Consider the following 14,756-nt stretch of genomic DNA (forward strand, 5'->3'; position numbering starts at 1 on the left):
CCTCATCGAAACTTTATTTCAATTCTCTTTTTAACCTTTCCTTGCAGAGCCTCTAGGCTATCGTTGCCAATAATATCAATAGTCCAACGAGCTTTTGTCTTCTCATCGCTACTTGAATACTTCCTCAGATTGATAGTTACACCATCTTTTTTTGCATAATAAACCATGCCTAAGGGAGTCTTTTTCTCTTCCAATGGCACCGCACCAGCCAGCGATTGGGCATAGTCGATGATCTCTCGATCAGAGAGCTTACCCGTCGCAAATACTTTTGTTGTTCCGGACTTGTTGCCGCCACCCTCACCTAACACCGGCTCAAACTGCTGACCAAACACGTTCAGCTTACTTTCGTTCTGTTTCGGGTCAAACACCTTGACCAACTGGTTAGTGTTAGCTTTCTGCATGGCCCGCAAATAATCTGCCGTTTTAGTCGACAAATTCGCCCCGGCTGCTGTTTCTCCTTTGATAAAATCGGCAACCGGCTGAGTGTTGAGCGTTTTTGTTTTGTATAATTCATCGGAAGCGTTCACCAGCTGTCGGCTCAACTTCCTCACGCTGTCTTCAGTCTTACCCAAAATCAATGTGCTGCCGGTCGTTATGGCGCCAGTACCAATAATCGCCTCTGGAGCCACAATGTCTGCCGCATAAATACCGGCTTGGTTCAGGCAAAGCGCGGGGTTAGTTTTGCAACCGGCAATTGCCAATCGTGCAGCCAGAACCAATTCTGGCGCAGCTCCCACCAGCGTCATTCCCCCCGCAGTAAGTACCAGACCGCCGCCACCTACGGTCGCCACTATTGCGGCAGCTTCTCGGCGAGCCACAACACGTTTTGCCGCAGCAACATCACCTTTATCAGCGGCCAAAATGTCTTTCTGATTATCCAGCGCATACTGCATCAACATATGTTCGGTCATGTTGTAGCGATAAATCGACTGCGCGCTGTCCGCAGCACTGTAGGCGCCTTCCGGCGTATGCGTTGTCAACGCCCCGGTCAAAGCCCCGATCACTCGTGCCGTTTGCTCTTTTACTTCATTGCCGTTTAGCGCTTCCTGCAAACGGTAGAGCTGGCGTTCCTTTTCGTTGAGATTGGCCGGTTCGAACAGCGTGCTCTGCATCACGACCCCGGCCAGCTCCGCCGCCAGCGCTCCTGCAGCAGCCCCTTTACCGTCACCGCGCCCGATTTCCGCGGCGATGCCCGCCACAACCGCATGGCTGACTGACTTCCCGGCGGTACCCAGAACGTCGCCGTTATCCCCGATCAGATTGGCGCCCTCGGCCTGAACCTGGCTGCCGATGTTCGCCAACAGCGCATTGGTCAGGTTGTCCTTGAAGCTGCCACCGTTAATGGCGGTATTCAGGCTGGAGCTGATGACCGATTGCCCGGCCACCCGCTGCGCCACCTTGCTCCAGTCGCCGTTGCTCAGCTGCGGCAGTTTGACGTTGTTTGGATTAAGCGGTTTGCCCGCCGCGTCCTTGCTCCAGCCCATCGCGCTGTCGAAACCGTTGAGCGCGCCGCCGATCGCCATCGCCGTGGCGGTCGCCTTGACGTTCTCATTGCTACCCAGCGCCTGCAGGGTTTTCGACAGGTTGCCCTGGTTCTCCACCAACGCCACCGCCGCCTGGGAGGCCAGCGAAGACATCCCGGCGGTGACCGCGCCGCTGGTTACCGCCCCGCCGCCCACGGCGCCGGAAACGCTGGAGGCCGCCGAGGCCGCCAGTGAACTGCCTGCGGTCACCGCCGCTGCCGCGATGGCGATCACCGCCGCCACCGCCGGGTTCAGGTGCTGGCTCTTGTAATCCCAGCTGTCGTAAGCGTCTTTGACCTTGCTCCACTGCACGTCGTTGCGCTTGTTCAGATCTTTGACCCAGGTGGTGCCCGGCGTATTGCCCAGGGCGTCGATGGCGCTTTGCAGCGCCTGGCCGTTTTTCACCTTCACATCGGCGCTGACGCCCTTGGCGGCCTCTACGGTCAAGGCGCCACCGGTATGAATGCTCGGCAGCACCCACTTATTGTCTTCGTACCCTTTATTGGCCTGCTTGATAAAGAAGCCTTTCGAATTGCTGACGGTCTGTTCGAAAGAGGTGTTTTTCACCGCGCGGAAGTTAACCTGGCCACGGGAGCTGGTCAGGCGTGCGTTTTGTCCAGCGGCGATTTTGCTGGCTTCATAGGTGCTGTCGTCGCGGCTCATCAGCGTGATATTGCCGGCGGCGGTAAACTCGGTAACCTTGTTGGTCACGTCGTGGCGGGTCTGCTTAACCTCGGTTTTCTTGCCCCACCATTTGCGCTTGGTTTCCTTTTTCTCGTAATGGCTGGACTCTTCCATCGCCTGGGCGTAGAGATAGCCGCCCTTGGCGGCAATATCCATATTGCCGACACGCATGGCCTCTGCCTGGTTGTGGGCATCGACCTGGGCTTTCAGCCTTGTTTCTTCCGCATGTTTAGCTTGGGCTTCCTGTCGGACGCTAACTAATTTCCTATTTGCGTTTACCTTTTCACTATCAACAGAATTCAACGCTTGTTGGGCGGCGTGTATCTCATTCTTTTTTTTGATTATGCGTTGACGCAAATTTTCATATTCATCTATCGTCTTTTTTCGAATTGCCAGCGCAATCTCATAACCATCACCGGATGTTTCCGCAGGATCGACACCATAAGGGAATGGGTCAAATGCCTTCCCTCCCTCATTAAGCAATCTATCCAGATCTGAACGGGTTTTTATTTCAATATTCCCCATATCGAGGTGATAAGTCCCCGTACCCGGTATCATTACAGAACTACTGTGCTTGTATGAAATAGGATGCTGAGCAGGATTATCGAGTAACAAACCTTCAGGCGTATTTCTAACGTTGTTCAGTACATTCTGTTTTTGATTAACATTTTGCTCTGCATTTCTAACCGCCTGCTCCGCCGCCGCTATCCGGCTTCCCCAATCCGTCACCGCCACCGACGGTTTCCAGTTCGCCCCTAATCCTTTAACCACCAGCTTGGTCGCCTGGAACAGAATGCTGCCGCCGGAAATCACCGTCATCAGACCGCCGGCATTCAGCTCGGTGCCTTGCTGGGTGCGAGTTTCGGTGAACTCGTTGCCGCCCTCGCGGTAAGTGTGATTTTGCACCGCCTCGAAACGCATATCGCCGCCGGAGGTCAGCGTCATGTTGGCGCCGGAGGTCAGCCTGGCGCCGTAAGTCAGCAGTTGGTTATTCGCCGACGCGGTCAGGTTTTTACCCGCGCTGAGTGCAGTGACCACATGGCGGTCGTCTTTGTTGTTGTCGTTGGCGGCATCAATGGCGGAATAGGCCAGGTTCGACAACCATAGATTCTGCCCGGCCAGCAGCGTGATATTGCCGTTAGCGGAGAGCGCGCCGCCCTGGGTGCCGATGTCGCGGGCCGAGTTAATCAGCAAATTGCCGCCGGCGTGTACCCGGCTGCCCAGTTCAGGCGTGCGGGACACAGGGAAAACCGCATTGAATCGGCCGTCAAGTTCACGGTAGTTAAGATCGGCGTTATGGGCGGCTAACAGCGTAACGTCCTTATCCGCATTAATCTTGGCGCCGCGGAGCGCCAGATAGCCACCGCTATTGAGCAGAACCGAACCCGTTGCCCTCATTTGGCCACTGGCCAACAGCTGGTTGAAGTATTCCTGCCGTTTAGCCGGAGAAACCGGCCCCCCCAATAGCGGCCCCTCCAACAACGCGCTGTTTTTTACGATTGCAATGCTGCCGTTAGCCGTCATGGCGATATTGCGACTTTGCGGCGCCAGCAGCGTATTCAGCAACGTAATGGTACTGCCAGCCGTGAGAGACAAATCGCGTGAAGCCTCAAGGCTGCCCAACCAACGCGAACCGTCAGGGCGGAAGTAGTGAGGTTTCTCGCTGGAATGTATCTTTATCTCACCGTTTTTGGCGTTTAGCGTGACGTCCTGCCCTTTCAGCTCACTTTGCCAGGCGTCGATGGCGTTGACCGCCGTCAGAGACAGCTCTTTTCCGGCGGCCAAAATACCTTGCCCAAGAACAATCCGATCTTCGGCAATCGCGGTGATATTGCCGTCGGCACGAATCGCATCAGTACCGACGATGTTTTTGGCATGCAGCAGAACATTCCGTGCCTTTAGCGACTCTGGCCTGCCGGAGGTGACCACTTCATTCAGCTGATTTTCATGAGGCGTCGGCGTACTGATCTCTATCTTATTTTTAAAATCCGCAGTGAGATTATTGCCGGCGGTAATCGATGATTTTTGCTGCCCCTTTGCTCGCCAGACGACAAGTTCCTGCTGCTTGGTATAAGGCGCTTTTTCCGTGACATACAGCAGATCCCAATCTCCGGGAGGCGCATCTTCGTCACGGGCAAACGCCCCAACGCCAAACGTGTTCGTTCCCAGACGCCAGTACCGATCTTTCTGGCCGAGTTGAATGCTCTTTACGGTAAAATCGTTCCCCGTCAGGATCAGATCTTTGGCCGCGCTGATATTCGACTGATCGTTCCATAACGTTGTCGCGTTGATATAAGCGTTGTTGCCTGAATTTATCACCCCCGGCGCCTGCGATTTCACCAGAAGATACTCGTCTTTCCCCACATTAACCTTGTCGCCTTTCGACAGGTTGATTTCGCCAAACCAACTGCCGATGCCAAAGTCCTTCAGTTCAGGCTCCAGCAGCACAATAGCGTCAACACCTTGCCGTGAGTCGTAATAACTTCCTACCAAGGATTTATTGAACGCTTTAGAGTTAGCGGGAGTATTTTTCCAAACGGCTTGAACCTCTTGCCTGACATTGTTCAAATTCTCCGTGCGTATAACCAAATCACCGCTGTTGGTCTGAATGCGTGCAGAGCGGTTTTCTATCTGTTTGGCTTTATTCCCCTGAGCGTCTTTCTGAATCCAGAGATTATTGTTGCTATGCAATGCGGTGTTGTCGCCATCACGTAGTGCCACATTGCGTACCGTATCGGCAAACACCCGCATATCGCGATGCGCCGTAACATTGCCGTTGTTATTGAGCGTATCGGCAGCCATTGTCACGTCACGTTCACCGCGCACCTTAACGCCCGATGAGATATGAATTTCCCTGGCGCTGGCGTTCAAGTCTGTCGCTGCCTGTGTATTGCCCAACTCAATCCGCCCGCTAACGCTCAGCGTAATATCCCGCTGTTTGCTGGTGAGGTCTTTCAGGTTCACCCCTACCCCATCCTCATTGGCCACCAGGCGGATTTTGTTGGCGTACATGCCGCCCAGTGCCTTGGTGTCCACCGCCAACACTGGTTTGGCGCCTTCGCCAGCGATCGGCTTGATGGTGCCGTCTTTAAAACTGATGCGGTTAGCGCCCTGGGTCAGCGACAGGTTTTGCGCGTTGATTTTGCCGTTCAGCTCGGTGGCGCGGCTGATGATGTCAACATAGTCGGCGCCGCTGCCGTCCAGCCCTTTACCGCCGATGGTGACGCCGCCTTTTTTCACCTCCAGCGCCTCCAGCGCGCCCTGCTTGTCGAACTGCGGTTTGCCGGTGGTTAACGTCACGCCCGGCGCGTTGATAAAGCCGCAGCCGTTGCAGGTGATGCCATTCGGGTTGGCGATCATCACGTTGGCTTTGTTGCCGAACACCTCGAGCTTGCCCTGCAGCTCGGAACGACTGCCTCCGGTGACTTCGTTGATGATAAGTTCTGCTGGCTTCCCTTTCAGATTCGGGTTGCCCTTTGCATTCTCAATAGTCACGCCCAGTTGGGTCTTGCCACCCTGGATGGCATTATTCAGCACCGCACCGGGCGTACCGACGTTAAAGTCCTTGTAGGTATTGTGTGAAATCCCCGCGCCGTTCGGCGTGGCGATATTCACCACCGGTACGTTGCCCGGCTTGATAACCACCTGCGTATTGCCGTTAGCGGCGGTAATGCCGGCGGCGAACGCCGGGTGCAACGGCTGGAAAGCCGTCAGGTAGATCAGCAAATAGCTGGCGCCCCGCGCCAAAGGGGAAGTGGACTTATCCATATTCATTCCTTCGAAAGGATGTTGTTTTGAACGCCGAGGCGCTCCTGCTGTGTGCTGGCGTTATAACGTGACGGTGGCTTGCCAGTAGGCCACCCAACGATCCGGTTGCAGGCTGCCTGGGTGCGTCAGCGATTTACCGACGGTGACCGCCTGATTGAACCAGCGGCCGTTTAACGTCGCGCTCAGCGCCGCGCCGGCGACGCTGCCGCCGTCTATCAGACCGGCGCGCCCCTGCAACCAACCGGCGTCTAACGCGCCGGTGAAAGAAAGCTCTCCCAGCCCCGGCAACGTCTGCCATTGCCAGTTGAGTTCATTGCGCCAGTAGGCGCCGCGATTTCCGGTCAGGTACTGCTCTTTAAAGCCACGCACCGAGTATTGCCCGCCAATGGAAATGCGCTCGCCGGCATACAGGTTGTCTGCGCTGGTTTGCCCATAGGCCGAGGTCAGGTAATAGAGAGAGAGGGCGAGCGGATAAAAGTAGCTGGCGCTGAGGCCAAGCTTGCGGAACTCGCTGCGCGGCGCCCCGTCGCGCTCAGGATCGTCGGCGGTGGCGCCCAGCATGCGCAGCCCGCGGCTTACCGTCGGGTTCAGCGTCATATAGCCGCCGCCCGCAGCCGCACTGTAATTGAGGCCCAGGCTGGCGACGCTGAGCGTCGGGCTGCTGACGCCCAACCGTTCCCCCGCCAGCTTATTTTCCGTGGTACGCCGCGCCAGCCCGATATCGACGGCCAGCTTGCGTTTGCCATCCCGCAGCAACGTGCGGTTGGCGCCCAGACGCTGGGTCTGGTTGTTGCCCTGATAGCGGTAAGCCGCGCCGTTGAACGGCACCCGCTGGAAAAAATCGTTCCAGGCGTACTGGTAACTGAACAGCCAATAGCCGTAGGGTAAGGTGACGCCGCCGTTCAGGCTGCGGCTGCGGTAATGCGGGCTGAAATCGTTATTGCGCGCTGCGGAAAGCGACCATTGATCGGCGAGGCGCAGTGGGTTATCCAGCGTGAAGGCGGCGTTCATCTGCCCGGTGCCGGTGCTTCTCTGGCCGCTGTTATCGGCGCCGAAAGAGAAAGAGACCGGCGCGCGCCGGGCGCCACGCAGCAAAACCACGTTGGAAAAGCCGGGTTGTTCGCCGGGTTGAATATCGATAGCCACCTGTTGCGATGGCAGGCGGTTGAGCTGCTCCATGCCCTGCTCAATATCGCGCAGATTCAATACGTCGCCAACCAGGCCGGGAAACGCCATTTTCAGCGCCAGCGTCTGCTCGCCGTTCTGCGTGATGGACTCGATTCGCCCTTCGCTGGCGCTCACGGTCAACACGCCGCGGGAGATATCCTGCTCCTGTAGCCAGGCCTGCGAGGTGACATAGCCGCGTTGCAGATAAGCATTGGTGGTTTCGCGCACCAGACGGTTGATGTGCTCTAGCGTCAGGCAGCGCCCCTGATACGGGCGCGCCAGGCTTTCTTTTACCGACCAGGAAAGATGTTCGGCGCCCTGAAAAACGATTTGCCGCACCGGTTGGCAAACCGCCCCTGCGGCGGCCGACACAGGCAGCGGCAAGGCCGGCAACTCAACGTTATTTTGCAGCGCCTCGCGCTGTTGTTGCGCCTGTTCCAGCAACGTTTTCTGCTGTTGGGTAATGCTGTCGCGGTCAGCAGGGCTGGCGATCTCCGCACACCACGCCGGAGCGCAGAGCGCCAAGAGTGCAGGCCAAATCCCGGGCTTCCATGCACACATTTAAACACATCCATTTACGTTAGTTTACATAGATTATCGAAGTATATACATTTTACGTCGACGATCAATGATAATGAGAATTGTTTTTGTTTGATCGGGTTCACAACGTGGTTAAACATCAGGAATATATTTTGTCGAGCTTGCCGCCACATTTCCTGATGGCGGATATTATTAACACATGAATTAAAAACCCAAATAATTACCAATAATAAATTCAAGAGTTAAATAACACGCACAATATCGCTAAAAATAAAAAATAAAGTTTACAAAATTAACCCGCCGTCTTACCGTGATATTTTGTTTAATGCAATTATTCATGAAAGCCATAATTTATAACTAACCAATCAAGAACCTCGGAAAATATCAGGATTTCCTAATGCCAGTACGTGATATAGAACTGTTTATTCGTGATTACGTTAATGATATCAAAGCCGGCAGCGCCGCGCTGTTTGCCGGCGCCGGGCTGTCCATACCCGCCGGTTTCGTCAGCTGGAAAGAGCTTATCGGTGATATCGCTTATGAATTGGGGCTGGATATAGAAAAAGAAAGCGACCTTATTTCTCTGGCTCAATATCATCTCAATGAAAAAGGCAACAGGCATAAGATAAATCAAAAAATAATTACAGAATTCGCTGAGCAAGCGGAAGAAACTGAAAATCATCGGATCATTGCCAGATTGCCGATAGCGTCACTCTGGACAACCAACTACGACGATCTGATTGAAAAAACCTATGCCCGTTATAATCGCGTCTGCGACGTTAAAACCACGCCGGAAAGTCTGACCAACAATATTCACAAACGCGATGTTGTCTTATATAAAATGCATGGTGATTATAGAACCCCCAACCAGGCGATTATCACCCGCGAACAATACGAAACTTACTCCCGTACACACCTTCCTTTTATCAACATGCTGATGGCGGAGTTGACCGCCAAAACCTTCCTGTTTATCGGTTTCAGCTTTGAAGACCCCAACCTGCAATACGTATTGAGTCGCCTTTACGCGCAGTACGGCGAAGGGAAAAGAAACCACTACTGCATCATGCGGCGCGTTCAGCCTGGCGACAGCGGCAGCGAGGATCAGGCGTCTTATGATTACAACAGCCGAAAACAAAGCCTGATGGTCAACGATCTGCGCCGTTACGGCATTCAAACGCTGCTGGTGGAGGACTATCGGCAAATCACCGACCTGCTGTATGCCATCGAAACGCAATTCAAGAAAAGCACGGTGTTTATCTCCGGCAGCGCCGACAACTACCACCCCTATGCCCGTGAAGAGTCCATCCAGTTCATACACCGCCTGGCGCGCCTGCTTATCCGCAAACAGTACCGCATCGTCAACGGCTTCGGTTGGGGCGTGGGCACGGCGGTGATCAACGGCGCATTGGAAGCCATTTACGCCAGCGGGGGGAAAATCAGCGAAAGCCAGCTGGTATTGCGCCCTTTCCCCCAATTCGCCAGCGGGAGCATTACGCTGCCGGCACTTTGGCACGAATACCGCCAGAACATGATTTCGCTCAGCGGCATCGCGGTTTTTTTGTTCGGCAACAAGCGTAACGCCGAAGGCGAATGCGTGCTGGCCGACGGTTTATTGAAAGAGTTCCACATCGCTGCGGAACAAGGCTGCGTCTGCATTCCTATCGGTTGTACCGGCGGCGCATCCACCGAGATCTACCGAAAAATCAAGGAGGAGATGAAAGACACCCTCTATCACCGCCATCCCGTCGCCATGAACCTGCTGGATCAACTTAACGAGCCGGGCAGCCTGGCGGAGAAGAAAACATGCCTGTTGGCACTTATCGATATCATTACTAAGGATAATCCTCGATGACCAGAAAATGTTTTTACAGTTTCCATTATGAGCCGGACAACTGGCGCGCTTCTCAGATACGCGAAATGGGCTCGCTGGAAGGTAACCGGCCGGCCACGGATAACGATTGGGAGGAAGTGAAAAAAGGCGGTGACGACGCCATCGCCGCTTGGATCAAAGGCCAGTTGGACAATCGGAGCTGCGCCGTGATTCTCGCGGGTAAAGATACCGCCAATCGCAAGTGGATCAACTTCGAAATCTGCGAAGCCTGGAAGAAAGGCATGGGCGTGCTGGTGGTGTATATCCATAACCTGAAAGACAGCGCCGGCGAACAAGCCCGAAAAGGCAACAACCCGTTGGATCATATCAAGCTGGGGGATAGAAAGCTTTCCGGAATCGCCAAAGCCTATGACCCGCCTTATTTGACCAGCGCCAATGTCTATAATCACATCAAGGAAAATCTGGCGGAGTGGGTAGAAGAAGCGATCCGCATTCGCGAAAATTACTGACGGCCGCCCTAAAGACGAAAGGCTGCATTATCCTGCAGCCTTTCGTTCGCTAGGGGTGCGGCACGTCGCTCACCCATACCGCCCGGTAATATAATCTTCGGTGCGGCGCTGGCGCGGCGAGGTGAAGATGGCGTCGGTATCGTTGTACTCCACCAGCCGCCCCTGATGAATAAAAGCGGTGTAGTCGGAGACGCGCGCTGCCTGCTGCATGTTGTGCGTCACCAGCACCACGCTGTAACGCTGTTTCAGCGCAGAAATCAGCTCCTCGATGGTCAGCGTGGAGATCGGATCCAGCGCCGAGGTCGGCTCGTCGAGCAGCAACACTTCCGGCTCGATGGCGATGGCGCGCGCGATCACCAGGCGCTGCTGCTGGCCGCTGGACAAGCGGAACGCATTTTCACGCAGCCGATCCTTCACCTCATGCCACAGCGCGGCGGCGCGCAGCGAACGCTCCACCGCTTCATCCAGCAAGCGCCGGTCGCGCACGCCCTGCAAGCGCAGGCCGTACACCACGTTTTCATAGATCGATTTCGGGAACGGGTTCGGCCGCTGGAACACCATGCCCACCCGCCGCCGCAGCGCCGCCACGTCAATCTGCGCGCCGGAGATCGCCGCGCCGTTCAGCTGCAGATCGCCCTCGATGCGGCAGTTGTCCACCAGATCGTTCATGCGGTTGAAACAGCGCAGCAGCGTCGATTTGCCGCAGCCCGAAGGGCCGATCAGGGCCGTCACCCGGTGCTTCGGAATGCGCAGCGAAATGTCGTGCAGCACCTGTTTGTCACCATAAAACAGGTTCAGTCCGTTGACCGCCAGCGCGGTCTGTTCATCGTCGAGATGCTGGACATCCAGCCGGGGCAAACTGCCTGGCGTCATCAAACCCATTACGCACTCCCCAAAAATAGCGTCATTGTTACTGCGACCATGCTCGGTACCGCTCCCTCAGCGAATGGCGGATACCCATCGCCGCCAGATTCAAACTCACCACGATCGTCACCAGCAGGAAGGCGGTGGCGAACACCAGCGGTCGCGCCGCCTCTACGCTCGGGCTCTGGAATGCCATATCGTAGATCTGGAAGCTCAAATGCATAAACTTCCGCTCCAGGTGCAGATACGGGAAAATCTCGTCCACCGGCAGCACCGGCACCGATTTCACTACCCCCACCAGCATCAGCGGCGCGGTCTCCCCGGCGGCGCGCGCCACCGCCAGAATCAGGCCGGTCATCATCGCCGGTGCCGCCATCGGCAGCACGATGCGCCACAGCGTCTCGGCCCGGCTGGCGCCCAGCGCCATCGAGCCCTGCCGCAGCGAGGTGGGAATGCGCGACAGCCCTTCCTCAGTGGCGACGATCACCACCGGCAGCGTCAGCAGCGCCAGCGTCAGCGCCGCCCACAGCACGCCGGGCGTGCCGAAGGTCGGGTTGGGCAAGGATTCAGGATAGAACAGCTGGTCGAGCGTGCCGCCTATCATATAAACGAAAAAGCCGAGGCCGAAGACGCCGTAGACGATCGAGGGCACGCCGGCCAGGTTGACCACCGCGATGCGAATCACCCGCGTCAGCAGATTGTTGCCGGCATACTCGTGCAGATATACCGCCGCGATCACGCCAAACGGCATCACCACGATCGACATCAGGATCACCATCAACACCGTGCCGAAAATGGCCGGGAACACCCCGCCTTCGGTATTCGCCTCACGCGGGCTGTCGGTGAGGAACTTCTTCACCTGCTCGCCCCAATGCGCCAACTTCTCGCTGGTGTTCATGGCGTTCGGGTACCAGGCATCGCGTACCTGGCTGAGCGGAATGGTCAACGTCTGGCCATGCATATCGCGCAGCAGCAGCGCATCACGCTGGCGATCGCGGTTCAGCCCCGCCAGGCGTTCGGACAGCAGCTGGTATTGCCGCTGCAACTCCAGCCGCTCGGCCTTGATGGCGTCCTGCGCGCGGGCGTCCAGCTTATCGTCGCGCTGCAGGCGCTTTTCCCGCAGCCGCAGCGCGTCAAACTGCTGATTGATGCGCGCCATATCGCGAAATTGAATGTCGTGCGCCTGGCGCGAGAGCGCGGCGATTTGCGGCAGCCGCTGCTGCAACGCCTGCCCCAGATTGCGGCCGGTCAGCGGTTGCCCGTCCTCCAGCAGCCCCGCCAGATAGCCGTAAGCGGTGCCGTGGCTGTCGCGCTCCAGCACCAGCAGGCTGCGCGGCGTGCTTTGGCTGCCGATGTCGCTGGCCAGCAGCGTGCGGAAATCCTGCCCCTCGCGCTCGCGGTTACCGACCTTGATCAGATAACGTTCGACGCTTTGCGCCTCGCCCGGCGGCGTCACACCCGCCTCCGTCAGCTGGCGGCGCGAAATGCTTTGCTGCTGGTACAGCTCGCCGATCACCGTCACCGGCCCGGCGCCGTTCTGATTCAGCTCGAACTGATAAACCGGGCTCGGCCAGAAATAGCGCATCCCCTGCCCGGCCAGCAGCAACAGGATGCCGATCAGCGCCAACAGGCTGACGGCGACCGAACCGGCGGTGAGCCAAATCCACGGCGACCCGCTCTTCACCCAGTTCTTCATGGCGCCTCCTGATTTGGCGTGTAACGCTTGCGCAGCCGCAGGCGCACCGCCTCCGCCAGCGTGTTGAACACGAAGGTGAAGATAAACAGCACCAATGCGGTCAGGAACAGCACGCGGTAATGGCTGCTGCCGGAGACCGCCTCCGGCATTTCAATGGCGATATTGGCCGCCAGCGCCCGCAGCCCCTGGAACAGGCTGCCGTCGATAATTGGCGTATTGCCGGTGGCCATCAGCACGATCATGGTTTCCCCCACCGCGCGGCCAAAGCCGATCATCAGCGCGGAGAAAATCCCGGCGCTGGCGGAAGGCAGCACCACCTTGATCACCGTCTGCCATTGGGTGGCACCCAGCGCCAAAGAGCCCTGGCTCAGGGTAGCCGGCACGCTGAACAGCGCATCCTCCGCCAGCGAGAAGATGATCGGCACCAGCGCGAAGCCCATCGCCACGCCCACCACCAGCGCATTGCGTTGGTCGTAATTATCCCCCAGCCAGAAATGCAGCGGCTCACCGAACAGCGCCACCTCCAGCCGCGGCCCGAGGCTGAGCGCCAGCCACACCGTCAACGCCAGCAGCGGCAACAGCAACAGCAGATCGACACCCGGCCGGCAACGCGGCATAAAGCGGTGGGTCAATGCGCCACACAGCAGCACCGCCGCCGCCAGCAGCAGCGGCAACGCCAGCACCGCCAACAGGTATTGCTCGATGATCGGCGCCAGCCAAATGCCGGCCACCAGCCCGATCACCACCGTCGGCAACGCGCCCATCACTTCGATAGCCGGTTTGATCACCCGCCGCAGCCCCGGCGTCATAAAATAAGCGGTATAGATAGCGCCGGCCAGCGCCAGGGGAATGGCGAACAGCATCGCGTAAGCCGCCGCCTTGAAGGTGCCGAAGATTACCGGCATCAAACTGAATTTGGGTTGGTAGCTGTCTTCACCGGAGGTGGACTGCCAGACGTAGGCCGGCTGCGGGTAGTTCTCATACCACACCTTGCCCCACAGCGAACGCCAGGTGACGTCCGGATACGGATTGTCGAGCGCATAGCGCTGCCAGCCCTGCGCGCTCTCCAGCAGCAGGCCATCGCCGCGCGGCGCGAACGCCATCTGCCGCACCTCGGCACCCAAACGGGCATTCAGCAGCGGCTGCGGCTGAATGGCGGAGAACAGCGAAAAACCGCCGTCGGGCCGCAGAGTGGCGAACACCCGGCGGTAAGGCTCGGCCACCGTCAGCTCCCGCCCGTCGGCGCCGTGGTCGAAATGCTGCACTGCCGTCAGGCGCCAGCGCCGATCTTTTTCCACCTCAAACCACTCGCGCAGATTGCCGTCGGCGCCCTTGATCAGCAGCGCGCTGCCGCCAGGCAGCGCCGTCATCTGATACGGGGCATGTTCGCCAAGGGTACGCGTTTCACGCAGCTGCAGCTGCGCGCCGTCGATCTGATAACGCGCCAGCCGGTTGCCGGTCAGCAGGTAAAGCTGGCGGCCATCCGGCGTCAGCACCAGTTGCTCAGCATCATGTTCCAGCGGGCGCTCGCTGAACTGCGGCGGCCGGTCGGGGCTGAAACGGCCGAACACCAGGCGCCGATCGTCGGTCACCCCGGCCAGCAGATACTGCCCGCGATGCGCATCCGCCAGCGTCATCAGTTTCAGCGGCTTGCGCTGTGGATCCAGCGCCAACGGCTGCTGCCCGAGCGGGAACAGCCACTGCGGCCGGCCGGTCTCCGCCGTCGCGAAATCCGCGCGCGCCACCACCAAGCGGCCGTCGGCCTGCGCCAGCGCAAACAGATCGCGCTCTCCGGCGGCCTGCGCGAGCAGCGCTGGCTTGGCCAACAGCGTCTGCTGCGCCAGCGGCGCCTGGGGCTGGCCGTTCGGGGTCGGCGTCAGGCGATAAAATTGCCCCGCGCCCTGCGCGTCGATGCGGTAACCGACGCGCTGCTGCACGTCCATGCCCAGCGCCAGCGCCGGGGCCGACGCCGCGATCGGCAGCGGCTGCGCCTGGCCGAGCGAGGCCGGTTTGAACAGCGGCAGCACCGCAAACAGCAGATAAACGAAGATCAGCATCAACGTCATCAGCACCATCAGCCCGCTGGCGGTCACTGCCGCCTGCACGCCACGGTCGATGCGCCCGCGCATGCGATCTCGGGGATGTTGATTGGCCGTCGTCTGTGTCATGTGTCT

7 protein-coding genes are annotated in these 14,756 nt (G+C 58.0%); 2 read left to right on the forward strand and 5 right to left on the reverse strand.

All coding sequences use genetic code 11. From position 1 onward, the window contains the following. Positions 1-2: 2 nt before the first annotated feature. Together REA38_RS21445 and REA38_RS21450 are read right to left on the reverse strand one after the other, a co-directional pair. Positions 3-5,975 (reverse strand): DUF637 domain-containing protein, encoded by a 5,973-nt coding sequence (locus tag REA38_RS21445; protein ID WP_308886586.1) that lies wholly within the window; start codon positions 5,973-5,975, stop codon positions 3-5. A gap of 60 nt (positions 5,976-6,035) precedes the next feature. After that, complete coding sequence (locus REA38_RS21450) at positions 6,036-7,703, reverse strand: ShlB/FhaC/HecB family hemolysin secretion/activation protein (RefSeq protein ID WP_308886587.1); 1,668 nt, start codon at positions 7,701-7,703, stop codon at positions 6,036-6,038. A 376-nt stretch (positions 7,704-8,079) separates the two neighbouring features. On the opposite strand from REA38_RS21450, the gene REA38_RS21455 reads away from it, so the two are divergent. Both REA38_RS21455 and REA38_RS21460 read left to right on the forward strand, forming a co-directional pair. After that, positions 8,080-9,534 carry an SIR2 family protein gene (locus REA38_RS21455; protein ID WP_308886589.1) on the forward strand — a complete coding sequence of 485 codons (1,455 nt, stop codon included), beginning with the start codon at positions 8,080-8,082 and terminating at the stop codon, positions 9,532-9,534. Continuing rightward, positions 9,531-10,022, forward strand: coding sequence for a TIR domain-containing protein (locus REA38_RS21460; RefSeq protein ID WP_033635524.1), 492 nt, complete (start codon positions 9,531-9,533; stop codon positions 10,020-10,022). Before REA38_RS21455 ends, REA38_RS21460 begins: the two co-directional genes overlap by 4 nt. A gap of 69 nt (positions 10,023-10,091) precedes the next feature. On the opposite strand, the gene pstB is transcribed toward REA38_RS21460, so the two are convergent. The 3 genes from pstB to REA38_RS21475 are packed head-to-tail and all read right to left on the reverse strand — an operon-like array spanning position 10,092 to position 14,750. Then, positions 10,092-10,904, reverse strand: a complete 813-nt coding sequence (gene pstB / locus REA38_RS21465) for a phosphate ABC transporter ATP-binding protein PstB (RefSeq protein ID WP_019452422.1) — start codon at positions 10,902-10,904, stop codon at positions 10,092-10,094. 28 nt (positions 10,905-10,932) lie between these two features. After that, positions 10,933-12,582, reverse strand: a complete 1,650-nt coding sequence (gene pstA / locus REA38_RS21470; RefSeq protein WP_033648825.1) for a phosphate ABC transporter permease PstA — start codon at positions 12,580-12,582, stop codon at positions 10,933-10,935. After that, positions 12,579-14,750, reverse strand: a complete 2,172-nt coding sequence (locus tag REA38_RS21475; RefSeq protein ID WP_033654570.1) for an ABC transporter permease subunit — start codon at positions 14,748-14,750, stop codon at positions 12,579-12,581. The genes pstA and REA38_RS21475 overlap by 4 nt, the downstream gene beginning before the upstream one ends. Between the last annotated feature and the right edge of the window lie 6 nt (positions 14,751-14,756).

Source organism: Serratia sp. MF1(2023), assembly GCF_030954545.1.
GTDB lineage: Bacteria > Pseudomonadota > Gammaproteobacteria > Enterobacterales > Enterobacteriaceae > Serratia > Serratia sarumanii.

Bases quoted from the DNA above. Each gene is read 5' to 3' on its own strand.
- REA38_RS21455 (WP_308886589.1), top strand. From the start codon at position 8,080: ATGCCAGTACGTGATATAGAACTGTTTATTCGTGATTACGTTAATGAT.
- REA38_RS21450 (WP_308886587.1), bottom strand. From the start codon at position 7,703: ATGTGTGCATGGAAGCCCGGGATTTGGCCTGCACTCTTGGCGCTCTGC.
- REA38_RS21475 (WP_033654570.1), bottom strand. From the start codon at position 14,750: ATGACACAGACGACGGCCAATCAACATCCCCGAGATCGCATGCGCGGG.
- REA38_RS21460 (WP_033635524.1), top strand. From the start codon at position 9,531: ATGACCAGAAAATGTTTTTACAGTTTCCATTATGAGCCGGACAACTGG.
- pstA (WP_033648825.1), bottom strand. From the start codon at position 12,582: ATGAAGAACTGGGTGAAGAGCGGGTCGCCGTGGATTTGGCTCACCGCC.
- REA38_RS21445 (WP_308886586.1), bottom strand. From the start codon at position 5,975: ATGGATAAGTCCACTTCCCCTTTGGCGCGGGGCGCCAGCTATTTGCTG.
- pstB (WP_019452422.1), bottom strand. From the start codon at position 10,904: ATGGGTTTGATGACGCCAGGCAGTTTGCCCCGGCTGGATGTCCAGCAT.